Annotated in this window: 16 protein-coding genes; 5 read left to right on the top strand and 11 right to left on the bottom strand. The window is 65.4% G+C overall.

Going from position 1 to position 16,574, the window contains the following annotated elements:
- Position 1: 1 nt before the first annotated feature.
- On the top strand, positions 2-1,303 hold the full coding sequence (locus tag FJ942_RS27440) for an FGGY-family carbohydrate kinase (RefSeq protein WP_140517928.1): 1,302 nt from the start codon (positions 2-4) through the stop codon (positions 1,301-1,303).
- Positions 1,300-2,151: a TIGR01459 family HAD-type hydrolase gene (locus tag FJ942_RS27435; RefSeq protein WP_140686507.1), complete on the top strand. Its 852-nt coding sequence runs from the start codon at positions 1,300-1,302 to the stop codon at positions 2,149-2,151. The genes FJ942_RS27440 and FJ942_RS27435 overlap by 4 nt, the downstream gene beginning before the upstream one ends.
- On the opposite strand, the gene FJ942_RS27430 is transcribed toward FJ942_RS27435, so the two are convergent.
- A complete protein-coding gene (locus FJ942_RS27430; protein ID WP_140501598.1) occupies positions 2,138-3,148 on the bottom strand; it encodes a sugar-binding transcriptional regulator in 1,011 nt (336 codons plus the stop codon). The genes FJ942_RS27435 and FJ942_RS27430 overlap by 14 nt on opposite strands.
- Positions 3,149-3,304: 156 nt before the next feature.
- Here FJ942_RS27430 and FJ942_RS27425 point away from each other — a divergent pair, with 156 nt between their 5' ends.
- Positions 3,305-4,105, top strand: coding sequence for a hypothetical protein (locus FJ942_RS27425; protein ID WP_140501600.1), 801 nt, complete (start codon positions 3,305-3,307; stop codon positions 4,103-4,105).
- Positions 4,106-4,124: 19 nt separating this feature from the next.
- On the opposite strand, the gene ptsP is transcribed toward FJ942_RS27425, so the two are convergent.
- From ptsP to FJ942_RS27400, 5 genes are all read right to left on the bottom strand, one after another.
- Positions 4,125-6,095: a phosphoenolpyruvate--protein phosphotransferase gene (ptsP, locus tag FJ942_RS27420; protein ID WP_140501602.1), complete on the bottom strand. Its 1,971-nt coding sequence runs from the start codon at positions 6,093-6,095 to the stop codon at positions 4,125-4,127.
- Positions 6,096-6,147: 52 nt separating this feature from the next.
- Positions 6,148-6,528, bottom strand: a complete 381-nt coding sequence (locus FJ942_RS27415) for a PTS glucitol/sorbitol transporter subunit IIA (protein WP_140501604.1) — start codon at positions 6,526-6,528, stop codon at positions 6,148-6,150.
- A gap of 146 nt (positions 6,529-6,674) precedes the next feature.
- Positions 6,675-7,679, bottom strand: coding sequence for a PTS glucitol/sorbitol transporter subunit IIB (locus tag FJ942_RS27410; RefSeq protein ID WP_140501606.1), 1,005 nt, complete (start codon positions 7,677-7,679; stop codon positions 6,675-6,677).
- A 16-nt stretch (positions 7,680-7,695) separates the two neighbouring features.
- A complete protein-coding gene (locus tag FJ942_RS27405) occupies positions 7,696-8,463 on the bottom strand; it encodes a PTS glucitol/sorbitol transporter subunit IIC (protein ID WP_140501608.1) in 768 nt (255 codons plus the stop codon).
- A 52-nt stretch (positions 8,464-8,515) separates the two neighbouring features.
- Positions 8,516-8,953 (bottom strand): transcriptional regulator GutM, encoded by a 438-nt coding sequence (locus tag FJ942_RS27400; RefSeq protein WP_140517924.1) that lies wholly within the window; start codon positions 8,951-8,953, stop codon positions 8,516-8,518.
- 192 nt (positions 8,954-9,145) lie between these two features.
- On the opposite strand from FJ942_RS27400, the gene FJ942_RS27395 reads away from it, so the two are divergent.
- Both FJ942_RS27395 and FJ942_RS27390 read left to right on the top strand, forming a co-directional pair.
- Positions 9,146-9,787, top strand: coding sequence for a hypothetical protein (locus FJ942_RS27395; RefSeq protein WP_140517923.1), 642 nt, complete (start codon positions 9,146-9,148; stop codon positions 9,785-9,787).
- 82 nt (positions 9,788-9,869) lie between these two features.
- On the top strand, positions 9,870-10,544 hold the full coding sequence (locus FJ942_RS27390; RefSeq protein ID WP_140525806.1) for an HAD family phosphatase: 675 nt from the start codon (positions 9,870-9,872) through the stop codon (positions 10,542-10,544).
- Between the two features lie 9 nt (positions 10,545-10,553).
- On the opposite strand, the gene FJ942_RS27385 is transcribed toward FJ942_RS27390, so the two are convergent.
- The 5 genes from FJ942_RS27385 to FJ942_RS27365 all read right to left on the bottom strand — a co-directional run bounded on the left by FJ942_RS27385 (position 10,554) and on the right by FJ942_RS27365 (position 16,544).
- Positions 10,554-11,705: a DUF930 domain-containing protein gene (locus FJ942_RS27385; RefSeq protein WP_348640492.1), complete on the bottom strand. Its 1,152-nt coding sequence runs from the start codon at positions 11,703-11,705 to the stop codon at positions 10,554-10,556.
- 153 nt (positions 11,706-11,858) lie between these two features.
- Positions 11,859-12,614: a 5'/3'-nucleotidase SurE gene (locus FJ942_RS27380; protein WP_140627881.1), complete on the bottom strand. Its 756-nt coding sequence runs from the start codon at positions 12,612-12,614 to the stop codon at positions 11,859-11,861.
- The gene (locus FJ942_RS27375) at positions 12,611-13,777 is read right to left on the bottom strand and encodes an MBL fold metallo-hydrolase (protein WP_140676472.1); all 1,167 of its coding nucleotides are present in this window, start codon (positions 13,775-13,777) and stop codon (positions 12,611-12,613) included. Before FJ942_RS27375 ends, FJ942_RS27380 begins: the two co-directional genes overlap by 4 nt.
- The gene (locus FJ942_RS27370) at positions 13,777-14,853 is read right to left on the bottom strand and encodes an ABC transporter ATP-binding protein (RefSeq protein ID WP_140899548.1); all 1,077 of its coding nucleotides are present in this window, start codon (positions 14,851-14,853) and stop codon (positions 13,777-13,779) included. The genes FJ942_RS27375 and FJ942_RS27370 overlap by 1 nt, the downstream gene beginning before the upstream one ends.
- A complete protein-coding gene (locus tag FJ942_RS27365; protein ID WP_140517918.1) occupies positions 14,841-16,544 on the bottom strand; it encodes an iron ABC transporter permease in 1,704 nt (567 codons plus the stop codon). Before FJ942_RS27365 ends, FJ942_RS27370 begins: the two co-directional genes overlap by 13 nt.
- Positions 16,545-16,574: the final 30 nt, after the last annotated feature.

The following is a 16,574-nucleotide window of genomic DNA, read 5'->3' as shown; positions in this document are numbered from 1 at the left end:
CATGTCGCCCGTCGCCGGCTCGCCTCTCTCGGATCGCCTCGTCATCGGCGTCGATATCGGCACCTCGGGCGCCCGCGCCGTAGCCATGCGCCCGGACTTTTCAATTGCCGGCCAAGCCGCCGTCCGCCTCGACGCATTTGGCCAGGATCCGCGCAGCCCGGCGGCATGGTGGCAAGCGGTCCGGGCAGCGCTGGCGGAGTTGATTGCGGGCATCGACCGGACCACGGTCCGCGCCATCGCCGTGGATGGCACCTCGGGCACGTTGCTGCCGGTCGACGGTGCCGGACGGCCGCTCGCCGAACCGCTGATGTACAACGACAAGGTCGCCGGCGACGATATACTGGCCGCGATCGCGCGCGAGGCGCCGGCGGGCAGCGCCGCGCACGGCGCGACCTCAGGCCTCGCCAAGGCGCTTCACTTCCAGCATCTGCCGGGCGTGGCGGCGGTGCTGCATCAGGCGGACTGGATCGCCGGACAGTTCTCGGGCCGCTTCGACGTCAGCGACGAGAACAACGCCTTGAAAACCGGCTACGATGTCGAGGCCCGCCGTTGGCCGGACTGGATCGCGGCGACCGGAATGCGCATGGATTTGCTGCCTGACGTCGTCGAGCCGGGCGACGTCACCGGCACGCTCACCGCGGCGATGGCGGATCTGTTCGGCTTGGGCCGCGACGTGATCGTCGTTGCCGGCACGACCGATGGCTGCGCCTCTTTCCTGGCGACGGGTGCGGCGGGGGTCGGCGACGGAGTCACGGCGCTTGGCTCCTCGCTTACCATCAAGATCCTGTCCGACCGGCCGATCTCGGCGCCGCGATACGGCATCTACAGCCACCGGCTGGGCAATGCCTGGCTGGCCGGCGGGGCCTCGAATTCCGGCGGCAAGGTGCTGGCGCAGCATTTTCCCCTCACGCGCATCATCGAGCTCAGTGCCATGATCGACCCGGCGACCGAGACCGGCCTCGACTATTATCCGCTCGCCACATCGGGCGAACGCTTCCCGATCGCCGATCCGGCGCTCCCCCCGCGCCTCGTCCCGCGCCCGGTGGATGATGCCGACTATCTCAAGGCGATGTTCGAAGGCATGGCCGCGATCGAAGCGCTCGGCTATCGCCGGCTTGGCGAGCTCGGCGCGCCGGCGCTGACTTCGGTGCGCAGCGTCGGCGGCGGCGCGGCAAATCCGGCGTGGAGCGCGATCCGGCAGCGTAAGCTCGGCGTTGCGTTCTTGCCGGCTTTGTCGGACGAGGCCGCTGCCGGAACGGCGCGGCTGGCGTTGAAGGGTGCGAACGAGGCGGGGCTGCTATGAGCGGGAAACTGGCTGAACGCCTCGACGGCATCGGAGCGCTGGCGGAGCGCTACCAGGTCTTCCTGGTCGACCAGTTCGGCGTGCTGCATGACGGCTCGGCCCCCTATCCCGGCGCGGTGGCGGCCTTGGCGGCACTGAAGCGCGCCGGAAAGACCGTGGTGCTGGTCTCCAACTCCGGCAGGCGCGCCAAGCCCAACGAAGACCGTTTGCTGAGGCTCGGCTTCGAGGCCGGAAGCTGGGATCATTTCGTTTCCTCCGGCGAGGTGGCGTGGCGATCCTTCCACGAAATGGCGGCGACCGGAGCGTTGCGGCCCGGCACGAACTGCCTGTTGATCAGCCGCGATAATGACCGCACAGCGATCGAGGGCCTGCCTTTTGTGTTGACCGGAGCCGGCGATACCGCCAACCTGGTACTGATCGCGGCCAGCGAAGGCGACCGCTACGACCTGGACCATTATCGCCGCCTGCTGGCGCCGGCGGCGGCGCGAAAGGTGCCATGCTTCTGCACCAATCCCGACAAGATCATGCTGACGGCGGTCGGGCCTCGCTTCGGCGCCGGCGAGATCGCCGATCTCTACGAGAGCCTGGGCGGCAGCGTCACCCGCATCGGCAAGCCCGGCCCGGCGATCTTCGATGCCGCACTGGCGCTGGCCGGCGAGCCCGACCGTGCCAGCGTGGTCTGCGTCGGCGACAGTGTCGAGCATGACATAGCGGGCGGAAACGGCTCCGGCATCGCCACGGCGCTGGTCCTGAGCGGGATATTGGCGGACACTTCGGATCTTGTCGCTGTTTTCGACGAGGAGCAGGCCTGGCCGGACTACGTCACGGAGTCCTTCAGCTTCCGTTGACCGCCTCGAGCATGCGCCTTGCGCTCTCCTCGTCGGTGATCAGGATCGTCGGGGCGATCAAGTTCATGGCGCCGAGCAGCGCCGCTGTCTTCTCTTCGCCGCCGGACGTGAGAATGCGGATCGGCGCCTTGCGCAGCCGATCGACCTCCACTGACATCACATGGCTGTTGACGGGATGGTCGACCAAATCGCCATTGCGGTCGAAGAAATGGAACAGAAGGTCGCCAACGGCGCCACGCGCAACCAAGGCCTCGCGGTCCGCCTCCTTAAGAAAGCCGCCGCGAGAGAAGGTGGTGGCCGAAGCGATGCCGCCGACGCTCAGCAGAACGGCATCGAGCACGTTGGCCATCTCAAAAACTTCCTGCAGGCCGCAACGCTCGACCAGCGCGATCTTTGTCTCGACGCTGTCGACGACGGCCGGCGTCGGGATCAGATAGCCGTCGCCCTGGAAGATTTGGGCGAAGCGCCAGGCGAACTCGGCCGGGTTGTAGCGGCGCACGACGCCCACACCGCCCAGCAGCGAAATGACCTTGAAGTCGGTGAGCGATTTGGTGCTGATGAAGGGCAGGCTCGAGAAAAGCGTCTGACCCCAGCCGACGCCGACGCGCATGCCGGATTTCATCGTGTCGGACAGGAAAATCCCGGTCTTCGCGCTGATCGCGGGAATCGGATCGGCATTGGGCGCAGTCAGCGGCGCCACCAGCGCCTGCTTCAGGCCGAACGTGCGCTCCAGCGCGCGCTCCAGCCGCACGATCTCTGACAACTCGCTTTCGATGGTGATTTTCACCTCGTTGCGGGATCTCGCCTCCGCCAGCATGCGCACGATGGTGACGCGGCCGACGCCGAGCACGTCGGCTATCTCGTTCTGCGTCATCTGCTCGACGAAATACATCCAGGCGGCGCGGATCCGGAGGCGGTCCGTACGGCTCTCGTTGACGACCTGTTCGGGCGCCTCGGCCCCGCCGTTTTCGCTATCGCCCTGCCGTCGCCTGCCCAACTGTCTGTCTCCCCGCTCGGCGATGTAGGAGTCCCTCGCCGATTCTCCACGCTGGTTTAATATCGCCTATTGATCTACCAATCGATAGGAACAATGTAGGGTCAGCGGCCGGCTCTCGGCGGCCGAGGCCGGTAGACGTTTTCGAGGCGATTCGCGATGCTCCGACAAATCTCCAGGGATGTCCGCGTCAATTTGAAGGACCGGCTGCGCGATGTCCGCGACATCATTCGCCAGAGCCGCCACGACAGCGACAGCGAGGCCAATCTCGTGCGGGAAGCAACCAGCCATTTGCCGCCGTTCCCGGGCAAAGGCATCGAAGGCCTGCTCGGCCATGCCGCCAGTGCCGTCGACGAAGCCTTGTCGATCGCCGAATCCTTTGTCCCGCATGACCGCCCGACGAAGATCGACGGAACGACCGTGAAAGGCCTTGGCATCTATTTCCCGGCCGGCAACGAGGAACGCCGGTCGAGCGCCGAGCGCGTCTTCCGGCGCGACATGTACTATCTGACCAGGACCGTGCTCGCCGCCCTGAAGATCGACAATGCCCGGATCCACGAGGCGGATTTCGCCGCCGTCCACGCCGCCATGCGAAAACGCCACGCCGGTCTGCTGGCCGCGATACCCGCCAGACCCGGCCCCGCCGCGCTGCCGGCCGTCGCCGCTGCCTGTGCGGGGCTGCTGGTCGAGTGCCTCAACCACCGGCCTGTCCGCTTTGCCGAAGCCGAACCGGATGCAATCGGCGACCGGGCGCTGGACATAGCTTGCCTGGCCCCTGTCGTCCTGGCCTGCGGCCTGGCCACAACGGCCAGCGACGGTGCGCCGGAGCCCGACATGCTGGAGACCGCTGTTCTGGCGGCCGGCATCCGTCACGACCGCATCGTCAAGGCCTGTGCCAAGGCGAGCCCGGTCGATGAATTGACACCTGTCTTCGCCACCTTGCTTGCCCATCTGCCCTAGCTGCCGGTTCCGGTCGGGACTATCGCCCGGCCGCCATGGACGTGATGGTCTTCTTGGCGCGCTGGATCGAGGCCGGGCTCATCGAGAGCTCGGTCAGCCCCATCTCGAGAAAGGCCGGGATGAGATCCGGGCGGCCGGCCGCCTCGCCGCACATGCCCACCATGATGCCGGCGGCCACGCCGGCCTTTGCGGTCAACTCGATCGCCGACATGACGGCCGGGTTGGCGACATCATTGAGCTTGGCCACGGTCGGGTTGAGCCGGTCGGCGGCCATGATGTACTGGGTCAGGTCGTTGGTGCCGATCGAGAAGAACGACACTTCTTTCGCCAGCGCCGGCGCGATCAGAACGGCGGCCGGCGTTTCGATCATCACGCCGAGATCGAACGCCGCATGCGGCACGCCTTGCGCCTTCAGTTCCGCCGCGCATTCGGCAACCAGGACCCGCGTCTGCCGCACCTCCGATATGTCGGAGACCATCGGCAACATCACCTTGATGTTGCCGTGCACGGCTGCCCTGAGCAGCGCCCGTAGCTGGCGCTTGAAGATGTCGGGCCGGTCGAGGCACATGCGGATGCCGCGCCAGCCGAGGAAGGGATTTTCCTCGTCGGGAAATTCGATGCCGGCGATCGGCTTGTCGCCGCCTATGTCGAGCGTGCGCACGATGACGGGATAGGGCGCGAATGCCTTGGCCAGCGCCGCATAGGTCTCGGCCTGCATGTCCTCGGAGGGCAGATGCATATGGCGCATGAACAGAAGCTCGGTGCGGAACAGGCCGACGCCCATGGCGCCGGCTTCCTGCGCTGCCTCGATTTCCTCCAGCGAGCCGATATTGGCGGCGACCTCGATGATCCTGCCGTCCGCGAGTTTGGGCGTCACGGTCTTGAACACGGCCAGTCCGGCGCGCTCCTTGGCCGCCGCCTGGACGCGGGCGGCGAAGTCCGCGCGGGTCGCCGCATCGGGGTCGACGATCACCTGCCCGCCATTGCCGTCCACGGCCACTTCGCGCGCGCTGCGCAGGGCATTGATCTGGTCGCCAAGGCCCAGCACTGCCGGAATGCCGTGCGAACGGGCGATGATGGCAATATGCGAGGTGGCCCCGCCATGGCCGCATACCACCCCGCCGATGCGCTTCAGCGGCGCCCGCGCCAGGTCCCAGGCGCCGATATCGTCGGCGATCAGGATGGCGCCTTCGGGGATATTTTCGAGGCTGGCGTCATCCTGGCCGAGCAACGCCAGACAGATCTGTCGTCCGACCGCATGCACGTCGTCGGCGCGCGCGTTGAGATAGTGATCGTCGACCGCGCTGAAATCGGCGGCAATGGTGGAGGCGGCGGTGATGACGGCCGAAACCGCATCGTTTCCGCTTTTGATCGCCTCCTCGGCCTCGCCGGTCAGGCTGTCGTCGGCGGCGATGTCCCGCAGCGCCGCGATGATGCCGCGATCTCCGGCGGACAGGGTGTCCTGCGCCAGCGCCTTGTCCATGCGCGCCTGAACGGCGGCGACGGCGGCGCGGAACCTGTCGATCTCGCCGGCGATCTCCTCCGCCCGCAGCATGCGGCCCTGTCCAGCGATGTCAGGTGGAAAATGCGCGAAGGCAGGCCCGATGGCGACGCCCTCGCTCGCCGCGACGCCGCGCAAACCGGCCGCGCCTGAAACAGCCGGTACGGGTTCGGACGCCGGCACAGTTTCCTCGCCCGTGTTGGCGGCCGATTGCGGATCGTCATCGTCGAGACCTGCCTTCGGGTTCTCGAGATAGCCGATCAGCGCCTCGATCGCTTCGATGGCGTCCGCGCCATTCGCCCGCACGGTGACTTCCTGGTTTTCCTTCACCGCCAGCAGCATCAGCTTGACCGAGCTCTTGGCGCTGACCGCCTTGCCGTCCTTGACCAGCTCGACATCGGATTCGAAACCCTTGGCAAGCTTGACGAAGCGCGTGGCGGGACGGGCGTGCAAACCTTCATGCACTCTGACGATGGTCGAGCGTTCCATGGCAAATACTCTGTTGTGGCGCCGCGCCGACATGGGTCGCGGCGCGAATGCTTCAGGCGGCGATGGTGATGATCGCGTCTGTCTTCAGGGCGGCCACGAGCGCTTGAGTGTCGACCTGCGAAGCGCAGATCTCGCCCGGCCGCTCGGCCTCGGTGGCGCCATTGAACGAGATGACGACATGCCCCATCTCGAGCACCTTGCTCCAGGCGCTGGAGCCGACCGCCGTGATTGTCGCGGAAACAGGTCCAAGGGTGATCGACGCGCCCTTCTGCGGCGCGCCTTCGCTGGGCCCGAGTTCCGTCTTGTGGAGCACGGAAACCTCGGCAAGCTCCGGCGGCGAGCCATCCGCGAACAGGATGAGCACGCCCCCTTCGGCAAGGTCCGCTACTTCAGGCCCAATGGAAGTGACCCGTGTTCTCAGCAGAACCGTCATATGGCGAACCTCATTTCCTTACTTTCCTCGAGGGGGTCACGGACGCCCCGTGAACCCCTCTATCTCCGTGCTTTGGCGCAATTCCCAAGGGAAAGCGCTACGCGCCTTTTTCCGGGAAAGCCGTTTCAGGCTTTCCCGGAATTTGCTTAGAACACGATCAGACTGACGACCCAGGCGATCAGCACCGAGACCGGGCCCATGATCTGGCGGCTGATGAGAACCGCCGGGACGCCGATTTCGATCGTCTTGGGCTTGGCTTCACCGAGCGCCAGGCCGACCGGGACAAAGTCGCAGCCCACCTGGGTGTTGTAGGCAAACAGCGCCGGCAGCGCCATCGCCGGCGAAATCGTGCCGTTGGCGATCTGCGGACCGATGATGGCGACGCCGATGACCTGCGCGATGACCGCACCCGGTCCCAGGATGGGGGACAGGAACGGCAGGCCGCAGATAGCCGAGATGATCAGCAGGCCGACGATGTTGTTGGCGAGCGGTCCCATCGGCTGGGCAAGCACGTCGCCGATGCCGGTGTACAGGATCAGGCCGATGAGCATGGTCACGAAGGCCATGAACGGCAGCACGTTGCGCACCACCTGGTCGATCGTACGGCGGCCGGCATTGAAGAAGATGCCGACCACGCGGCCCATGACGCGGCCGATCGAGCTGATCAGGCCGATCAGCCCGCCTTCGCTCGGCAGCGGCCGTGGTGCCGCGGCCGCGGTGTTGTTGCCTGGACTCATCGATGCTGCTCCCCCCGCAGTGGTGACCGCCTCGGATCCGTCCGCCATCGTGACATTGGCCGGCTTCACGCCCGAAACGTAGATGTCCTCGGTGATGAACTGGGCGAGCGGCCCAGCCTGGCCGACCGGCGTCAGGTTGACGGTCGGGATGCGCTTGCGCGGATAGACGCCGCAGCGTGCGGTGCCGCCGCAGTCGACGACGACGACCGCCATCTCGCTTTCGATCGGCGGCGCCTTGAAGCCGTCGACGGCCGTGGCGCCGGTCATGTCGGCGATGAGCTGTGCCACGGGATGGATGCCGCCTCCGGTGACGGAGACGATCTTGTCGCGCTGTGCGGTCGGCTCGATGACGAGCGGGCCGCCCCAGCCCGTGGAGCCCCGGGAGATCCTTACGGCTTTGTATGTCTTGGCCATGATGTCCTCCCCGCCCTTACAGCTCGATGCCCTGGCGGCGTGCCATGATGGCGGTGATGCGCTCGGTCAGCATGCCCTTGAGCAGGATGACGACGAGGCCGACGATGGCGTACCAGATCGCCACCTTGACGTGATAGCCTCCGGCGACGACACCCCGCTTCTCGAGGTCGAGCAAGGCGACCAGCATGCCGCCCCAGACGAAGTATTCGCCGGGGTTGATATGCGGGAACAGGCCGAGCGGCGGATGCACGTAGGAGACAGCCGCGTCATAGAAGGCGGGCTTGTGCTTTTCTTCCAGGAACGATCCGAAGGTGTAAGCCATCGGATTGGTGAGGAAGAACACCGCCAGCAGAGGCAGCAGTGTATAGCGGGTCAGCGCGATCCTGCCGGCGCCGCGTGCCAGGCCGTGGACGCGCTCCTCGCCGACCAGTTCGGTGACGGCGTAGAAGGCGGTCATCAGCACCACCAGTGTCGGGATGATGCCGGTGACGAAGCCGGCGAACACTTCGCCGCCTTTCTGGAAGATGCCGATGAAGTATTTGCCGATTGCGGTCAGCCAGCCGAGTTGCTCTTCCTGCTGCACATTTTTCAGCTGTTCCTTCAGCTGATCGGCGGTGACAGGCGCGCTGTCGGTCTGCGCCTGCGCCAACACCACGAGATGATCGGTGGCATGCTCGACGCCGAGCCTGCCATGCCAGGCAGCATCCGAGACCATGGTGCCTGCAACATGCAGGTTATGCACGGCCATGTCGGCATGCTGCGCCAATAACGAAAATACAGACATTTCTCCTCCTTATGCCGCCCGCCGGTTGATTCCGGCCGGTGCGCGGCGTCCTCTAGGCCCTTGCTACGTTCAAGCCGGACAAGCCCGGCTTCTTCCCCGGCTCCGACCGTGCTTTGTCGATCTGTTCAATCGCCCGTTTCACGGCCTCGGCCACACCGGGTTCCCCCTCCCCCAAGATCGCAGGGTTGGACCGGAGTTGATCGAGGGGAACACCCTCGAATTGTTGATGTCGTTTGAATTTGGTGAATACCGAGCGCCCGCTCATGACCATCATGCGGCGCACGATCAGGTCCGGCGTCACCACGACGAGCGCGATGGTGCCCTTGGCCAGCCGGCCGCGAAAATTGCCGGCCCCGACGAAGCCATCCTTGTACTGGTCGGTGACGCCCCGGAAGACGTCCGAATAGTGCCGCATCTGCAGCCAGACGCCGAGCGACTGCAGCGCCCACACAATAACCAGCAGAAGCAGTCCCCACTGCCAAATCGCCATTCGGTTCTCCTCCCGAAGCCTTCATTGAACCGCATCTTGGACGGATGCGCGACAACAGCAAAGTGAGAACATTTGTTTCCGAGAATGTCAATATGTATGATATTGACCTCGGTCACGGTCATCCACAGGGCCGTCGGCCGATTTCGGCGACGGCACGGTTGTGCTAGCCTGTCGTCAAACGGGATATGTGAAATGGAACTGCCCTTCAGGGATGAACTGGCCCTTATGCCCGACCTTCGCCATCGGTTGCGGCAATTGCGCTGGTTCCGCGCCACGTTTCGCGGCAGCGCCAAGGTGGTGTCCGACACATTCGGCGTGCGTTTTGAAATCGACGAAGCCAGGCTCACAAGGGCTTTTCTCGACTGGGTCGAGATCATGGAGGCGCAGAAGCGTTTCGCCGCGATCGACCGCGCCGACTTCATCGTCTTTGCCGCCGGCCTCGTGCTGCGCGAACTGATACGGCAGGCGCCGGCCAGGGAAGTCTCCGGCCTCAGCCATCTCGTCGAGACCGAGCAGAATGCCGGCACGCTGGAAATCGTCCGCTTCTGGCCTGAGGGGTTCCTCTACACCAATTATTGCGTTTCGGTGATTTCGGCGATCTACGAGCAGGAATTCGGCTCAGCGCCCAGCATCGACAAATGCGCCGACGACCTGCGCACATGGTGGTCCTATCGCGAGAACGTGACCGAGATGCCGGCCTATGCCGTGGCTTTCCTCGACCGCTTCCTTGGCGCCGAACCGAACTGGATCACGCCGGATCGCGCGCAATCGCGGCAGGCCATGCAAAGGGCGCTTGGGTCGGCCCGGGCCAGCGATGCGCTACGCCAGCTTTGACAGATTTTGGCGCCCGACCACCACGCTATTGAACATTTGACTTTTTGCCGGTAGCAAAGTGCAAAACTCCGGGGAGAAGCGCGTGGCGCGATCAAGGCCTATCATTTTCGATTGCGACGGCGTTCTCGTCGACAGCGAACCGCTGGCCGCGAGGGCCTATGAGCGCGTCTATGAAAAGCACGGCATGCCGGGCGTGCACGGCGGCATCATCGCTCAGTGCATCGGCATGAAACAGTCCGACATCATCGTCAAAATCAGGGAATTGACCGGCCATCAGTTTCCGGCGGCGGCGGATGGCGACATCTGGACCGAGACCAGGATCCTGTTTTCGCAGGAACTGAAGCCGACACCAGGAATCGCCGCGTTTCTGGAGGCGCTTGAGGGCGACCGCTGCGTTGCCTCGTCGTCCTCCGTCGAGCGCATAAACCACAGCCTGGCAGTGACGGCGCTGGCACGGTTCTTCGGCGACGCAATTTACAGCTCCTCGATGGTTAAGAACGGCAAGCCCGCGCCGGACATTTTCCTGTTCGCCGCGGCAAAGAGGGGCGCCAATCCGGCGGACTGCATCGTCATCGAGGATTCGCCCTTCGGTATCCAGGGCGCGGTTGCCGCCGGCATGACGGCGATCGGCTACACCGGCGGCGGCCACACCTATCCCGAGCATGGCGCGCGACTGAAGGCGGCCGGCGCCGATTTCGTCTGCACCGACTGGCAAGAGATCAGCCGGCAATTGTCCGGGCTCGGTGTCCCCGCCTAAGAGCTTGTTCTAGCGAGTGGGTAGTCCAAGCCGAACCCATTCGTCGGGCGGGATTACAGATCCGACACGTAGGCCGAACGACAAAACCCTGGTCACATCGCTGTCGACCTCGCAGCGGAAGCCCACATGGTACCACGTGCCCGTTGCGCGGAAAGCGACATCCGGGGCGTTGAGAATATTGCCGGCCTTCAGCGGCACGCTTGGGATCAAGTCGGGGAAATAAGAGGCGTCCAGCAATTGCTGCTGCAATGCGCTGGCGCAAAGTTTGGCACCACGCTGGGCGCGCGGCACGCCGCCCATCGAGGTCGTGGCCAGCGCATCGCCGGTAGCGTCTTGCGAATAGAGCTTGCGAACGCCCGGAAGCCCGGAATAGCGACGCGACGCGGCACTGGCGACATCAGGGGAAGCTGGGTCTCCCGCGCTCCCCTTGGGGGACTTCGAGACCTTTGAAGAGCCGGGCTTCGGCGCATTTGCGGGTTTGGGCGTCGGCTTTTCAGCCGATATGGGAAGCTCGACCTCAGTGTCGCCGTCATCGGCGGCCAACGGCGGTGCCGCGGCCGTTTGCTTGTCGGCGTCGGGGGTTTCCGCCTCCTCAGCATCCTTCAGGGACTCGGCATCCTTCGCGGCGGTTGCCGGCTTCTCGCCGGCCTCGGGCAACTCTGCCCCCTTTTCGGTGACCGCCGGCGCGCCAGACTTGGTCTCCGCAGGCTCAGGTGTCACAGGCGGCTTCGACGTCTCCTCCTTGGCAGGCGCTGGCGAATTGTCTTGAGCGCTGGCTCCGTCCAGGGATTTCCTGGGGCCGGCGTCCTTGTCGCCGAACTGAAAGACAGGTCTCAAGGTCTCGATCGGCGGCGTCTTGCGCGGCTGCTTTGCGGGCGGTTCTTCAGCCTTCGTTTCCGGCGGCTTCTCGGCTTTGGGCTCCTTTGGCGGTGCGGGAGCAGGTTTCGGTTTTGGCTGATCGGGCGGAGGCACGAGCGCGACATTTACCGGCTGGTCCTGCTGCGGCTCTTGGGCTGGCCTCGGCAGGTTGTAGAACACCAGCGCTGCGAGGAGCGCATGCAGGATCAGCGATGCGGGCAGCGCCCACAACAGATCCCGACGCCGCTCTCGTGCCTCGTCCTTCATGCTGACCGATGTGGAATGAAATAGCGGCGGCTTCAAGCATAGGCTTTGGATTGATGCAATTTAACCGCTGCACAGCTCGGTGATCTGGATGATCCGCGCCGCTGCGCCGCCCGTCGAGGCGTTGGCACGGCTGGTCGAGCGACCGTACCGTCCTGAATATTCGCAACGACCCTGTTCTGTGACGAGTGACTAGCCTTGCCGCTGGTGCTGGATCTCGTCCAGAAACTGTCCGTCCAGCGGCGTTTCGCCAAACCAGTTCAGCCGGTTGATGCTGACGAAGCCGGCATCGATCGCCTCGTTCTCGTCGCCCGGCTCACTTGCGTGAGCGCGCCCGCGCGGGACTGTGATGACGGTGCGATCGCCGTCGCTCTCCAGGATTTCAGCCTTGCGGCCGATCTTGTCGCGGCCGATGCGCGGCTGCCGGATCCCGGCCGGCAGCGAAGCCGGCAGGTTGATGCTGAGCCAATGGCCATCCGCCGCCCACTCTTCACGCGACCGCCAGAGCGAGGCGATCAACGCGCCGAGCCACTCGTCGTCGACACCGCTGAAGTCCGGATTCTTCACCCGGGAAAAGCCGATCGCCGGAATACCCCAGAATGTCGCCTCGCGCGCAATGCCCAGCGTCCCGGAATAGGCAAGGTCCTCGGCGACGTTGCGCCCGTCATTGACGCCCGCCAGAACCAGGTCGGGCTTTTGGCCATCCGCGAACAGCCAGGCCATCGCGCTCACCACGCAGTCGGCCGGAGTGCCGGAACACGAATACCAGCCGGGCTTGACGCGTCGCATCGTCAACGGCCGCGCGATCGTCAGCGACGCGCCCGCGGCGGTGCGCTTGCCGTCGGGTGCCACCACCCACAAATCGTCGCTCAGGCCGCCGGCCGCCTTGACCAGCCGGACAAGGCCCGGCGCCTCGATGCCGTCATCGTTGCAGATCAGGAGTCTCATGTCTCTTTTCCTCGGCGCACCGTTATGCTCTGGCCGGTGCGGCATTGCGGGCGCAGCGACGGAATATGGGCTTTCAGGTCGTCGAGGAGTTCGCTCGCGCAGGAATGACCGAGCGCCTCCGGGCGCCCTGCCTTCTCCCAGATATCGACATTGCCCGACAGCGTTGGGTGGGTGGGCATGCGCACCCAGTCCGCCCGGCCGGCTTTGTGCAGCAGATCGCCGGGGGAGCCGGAGGGCAGATGCCCGGTCAGCAACACCGGAAAGCCGGCCCGGTCGGCGCGCGGCAGCAGGCGGGACGAAGGCCCGGCCTCGCCCATGCCGTCATCGGCCAGCAAGGGCAGCGAGGGCAGCGGGTCGGCGTCGGTCCAGTCTGCGGCACTACCCAGCCGCAAGCGCAGGATCTCGGATACGCCAGGCAGCAGCGCTGAAGTGGCGGCGATCTGCGCTTCGAGCGAAGCACGCATGCCGGCGTGGATGGCGAAGGGTCCCGGCAAGGCCGCGATCAATTCCAGCGACCGCCCCGACAGCGGCGTCGGCAGAAGGCATCCGTTCGAATGGCGCGCCACCCAGCCCGAAATGGCCTCGGCGCGCGCCGCACCCGGCACGGGATCGGCGCCATAGGACGCGTCGAGAACGAGAAGATCGCATTCGGGGATCGCGTCCATCACGAAGACATTGCTGTCCGGCACCACGTCGGCCGAATAGACGACGCGGCTCTTGCCATCGTCGACGGCAAACCAGACGCCGCCGACGACATGTCCCGACCTCCCCGTCCTGACCGTGAGATTGCCGCTCTTCAGCAAATCGCCGGGTTCGAAAATCTCGATGCGATCTTCCGGAAAGGGAAATCGCTTGAGATCCCCGGGATCGGCATAGCCGGCGAGCGTGGCCGGAGCCTCGGCGCGGGTTTCGGCCGTCATGAAAATCGGACCGGCATAGCCGCGCGACAAAAGCCAGCTCAGAGCACCGACGTGATCCTCGTGCGCATGCGAGACAAACAACGCGTCGATGTCGGCGATCGACCCGTCAAGTGCCGGATAGTACTCCGCCCCTGTGGCCCCGACCTTGATGCCGATATCGAGCAGGATGCGATCGTTTCCGCTGCGGACGGCAACGCTGGTGCGGCCCTTTTCGCCGAAGCCGCCGGCCAGGTCCAGCTTCATCACGACGCCGCCTCCGCCGGGATTACCCAGCCGGACTTAATGCGCAGGCGCGCCTGGGCTCCGCTCTCCAGCACGACCGGGTCGGGCTGCTCGAAATGCAAGGTAAGATCAGGTCCTGCGGAAGGCGTAAATTCGATGCGCGCCGAGCCACCCTGGTAGATCACCCGCTTGACGAGGCCATCGAAGCCGGGGCCGTCCGGCGAAACGTCGAGATCGGCCGACCGGCAGCAGATCCTTGCGCCGGCGCGCGGCCGCTCGCCTGCCCGGCAGCGGACGACCAGCTCTGTTCCGAGAACCCGGACTTTGCAATGACCGGCCTCCTCCGCGCTCAGCACGTCGGCCGGAAGCAGAATCCCCTGCGAAATGAAGGAGGCCACCATTTCATTCGCCGGCTCATGATAGAGCTCGCGCGGGGTCGCGAGCTGGACCAGGCGACCGTGATCCATCACCGCGATGCGATCGGCCAGCGCCATGGCCTCGGCCTGATCGTGGGTGATGTAGACGATGGTCGTGCCGGTGCGCTTGTGAAAGGCGGCGAACTCGTCCTCCATCGAGGCCCTGAGATGCACGTCGAGATTGGCGAGTGGCTCGTCGAACAATACCAGCGAGGGCGCGGCGACCAGGCAGCGCGCCAGGGCCACGCGCTGGCGCTGGCCGCCGGAGAGGTTGGCCGGCCTACGGTCTCCTAACCCCTGTAGATTGACCAGGGCCAGCGCGTCGGCAACCTTCTGGCGGGCGACCGCCTTGTCCAGCTTTGCAACCTTGAGCGAATAGCCGATGTTCTCGGCGACCGTCATGTGCGGCCACAATGCGTAGTTCTGGAAGACGATGCCGACCCGCCGCTTCTCTGGTGGAACGCTGCCGCCTGCACCCGACACGACCTCGCTGCCGACGCGGATTTCGCCCGACGTCACCTTCTCGAAGCCGGCGACAAGCCGCAGCAACGTCGTCTTGCCGCAGCCGGAAGGCCCGAGCACGGCAAGGAATTCGCCGTCGCCGACATCGATCGAAACGTCCTTGACCGCATCGAACTCGGCGAAGCTCTTGGTCACATGGTCCAGGGTCAATCGCGCCATGGCAGAACTCCACTCGGAAGATGAGGGGCAAGCAGGTTGGTCACCAGCATCAGCACGAAGGTGACCGCGACCGTGATGACGGACATCGCCGCCGCGTAGTTGGAATCGCCGCCCTGTTCGAACGAGAACATCACCACGCCGATTGTCTCGGAACCCGACGACCACAGCAGCGCCGAGACCGTGAGCTCGCTGAGCGCCGTCATGAAGATCAGCAGGCCACCGGCGATCGCCGCCGGCGCCACCAAAGGAAAGACGATGGTGCGCATGCGCGTGAACAGGCCCGCGCCCGCCACTTGTGCAGCCTCCTCCAGCGTCCGGTCGATCTGGTGATAGCCGCTGATGGTCGGCCGCAAGGCCAGCACCAGGAAGCGGGCGAGATAGGCGTAGAGGATGATCCAGACCGTGTTGTAGAGCTGTATGCCGGTCAGCGGGATCGGCCGCAGGAACAGCAGCAGCGATGCGATCGCCAGCACCACGCCGGGCAAGGCATAGGGCAGTTCGACCGAAAGATTGAGCAGCCGCACCCAGCGCTGCTTGCCCCAGGCAATGAGATAGCCGATCGGCACGGCGACGAGGACCGCGAAGAAGGCGGCGGCGATAGACAGCCAGAAGCTGTTGAAGAAGGCGCGGCTGGCGGCAGCGTGCTCGAACAGCACGAAGCGGTAATTGTCGAGCGTCGCCGTCTTGGCGCTGAGCGCGATGCCGTAGCCGGGAACCAGCGACGTCAGCACCAGCCCGAACAGCGGCAGGAACAACACCAGTACGACCAGCAGCCACATGCCGGCCTGGACGACCGGACGCCAGCGGCCAAGCTCGTAGGGCTCGGCGGGCAGCGAGGTGGAGCTGATGCGGTAGTCGCGGCGCCGGCTCATGACCTCCTGGGCGATAATGCCGGCCATGGCGATGATGCCGATCAGCACCGACAGGAACGCCGTCTCGCCGAGCACGGCCGGCCCGCCGCCGGCCAGCTTTTGATAGATCAAGGTCGGCAGCACGAGATAATTGGCGGGAATGCCGAGAAAGGCGGGAATGCCGAAATTGCCGACGCAGGACACGAAGGCCAGTGCCGCTGCCGCCATGATCGACGGTGTCATCAGGGGTAGCACGATGGTGACGAGCACGGTGAACCAGCTCGCGCCGCCGGCTCGCGCCGCCTCGACCAGTTCGCGCGGCAGCTTGCGCAGGCCGGCGCGCACCAGCAGGAACACCAGCGGGCCATACTGCACGCCGAGCAGCAGGATGATGCCCGACGTGGAATAGAGCGGGTTCTTGGTGCCCAGCGGCGGTGCGGCGCCGAACAGCTTGAGGAACGGGCTGGCCGGTCCGAACAGTTGCAGCCAGGCAAGCGCCGTGACCTGCGGCGCGATCATCAGCGGCATGACGTAGCAGAGCACCAGCGCGCTTCGGCCGCGTATGTCGGTCAGCGTGATGAGCACCGCCACCAGCGTTCCCGACAGCACGGCAAGCACCGTGCCGCCTATGCCGACGACAAGCGTATGCCAAGTAGCGATCCAGGTCGCCGGACTTCTCAGTCCGGCCTCCAGGGCCATCGTTGACACCGTGCCGCCGGGTGCCACGATTTCCTTGATCAGGCGCAGCATCGGCAGCAGGGACAGCAGCACGATGACGACGGCTACCGCCGCCGTCAGGACCATTTCCTGGCCCCGGCTTTCCCTGATCGTTGATGGCATGGTTGCTGTCCTGAAATTCGACCAGCGCGC

The organism is Mesorhizobium sp. B2-4-2, from assembly GCF_006442845.1.
Classification (GTDB): domain Bacteria; phylum Pseudomonadota; class Alphaproteobacteria; order Rhizobiales; family Rhizobiaceae; genus Mesorhizobium.
The sequence above is the reverse complement of the archived record's forward strand: the minus strand, read 5'-3'. Positions and strand labels throughout refer to the sequence as shown.

Coding starts and splice junctions, on each gene's coding strand:
- FJ942_RS27440 (WP_140517928.1), top strand. CDS start 2: ATGTCGCCCGTCGCCGGCTCGCCTCTCTCGGATCGCCTCGTCATCGGC.
- FJ942_RS27435 (WP_140686507.1), top strand. CDS start 1,300: ATGAGCGGGAAACTGGCTGAACGCCTCGACGGCATCGGAGCGCTGGCG.
- FJ942_RS27425 (WP_140501600.1), top strand. CDS start 3,305: ATGCTCCGACAAATCTCCAGGGATGTCCGCGTCAATTTGAAGGACCGG.
- ptsP (WP_140501602.1), bottom strand. CDS start 6,095: ATGGAACGCTCGACCATCGTCAGAGTGCATGAAGGTTTGCACGCCCGT.
- FJ942_RS27415 (WP_140501604.1), bottom strand. CDS start 6,528: ATGACGGTTCTGCTGAGAACACGGGTCACTTCCATTGGGCCTGAAGTA.
- FJ942_RS27410 (WP_140501606.1), bottom strand. CDS start 7,679: ATGGCCAAGACATACAAAGCCGTAAGGATCTCCCGGGGCTCCACGGGC.
- FJ942_RS27405 (WP_140501608.1), bottom strand. CDS start 8,463: ATGTCTGTATTTTCGTTATTGGCGCAGCATGCCGACATGGCCGTGCAT.
- FJ942_RS27400 (WP_140517924.1), bottom strand. CDS start 8,953: ATGGCGATTTGGCAGTGGGGACTGCTTCTGCTGGTTATTGTGTGGGCG.
- FJ942_RS27395 (WP_140517923.1), top strand. CDS start 9,146: ATGGAACTGCCCTTCAGGGATGAACTGGCCCTTATGCCCGACCTTCGC.
- FJ942_RS27380 (WP_140627881.1), bottom strand. CDS start 12,614: ATGAGACTCCTGATCTGCAACGATGACGGCATCGAGGCGCCGGGCCTT.
- FJ942_RS27375 (WP_140676472.1), bottom strand. CDS start 13,777: ATGAAGCTGGACCTGGCCGGCGGCTTCGGCGAAAAGGGCCGCACCAGC.
- FJ942_RS27370 (WP_140899548.1), bottom strand. CDS start 14,853: ATGGCGCGATTGACCCTGGACCATGTGACCAAGAGCTTCGCCGAGTTC.
- FJ942_RS27365 (WP_140517918.1), bottom strand. CDS start 16,544: ATGCCATCAACGATCAGGGAAAGCCGGGGCCAGGAAATGGTCCTGACG.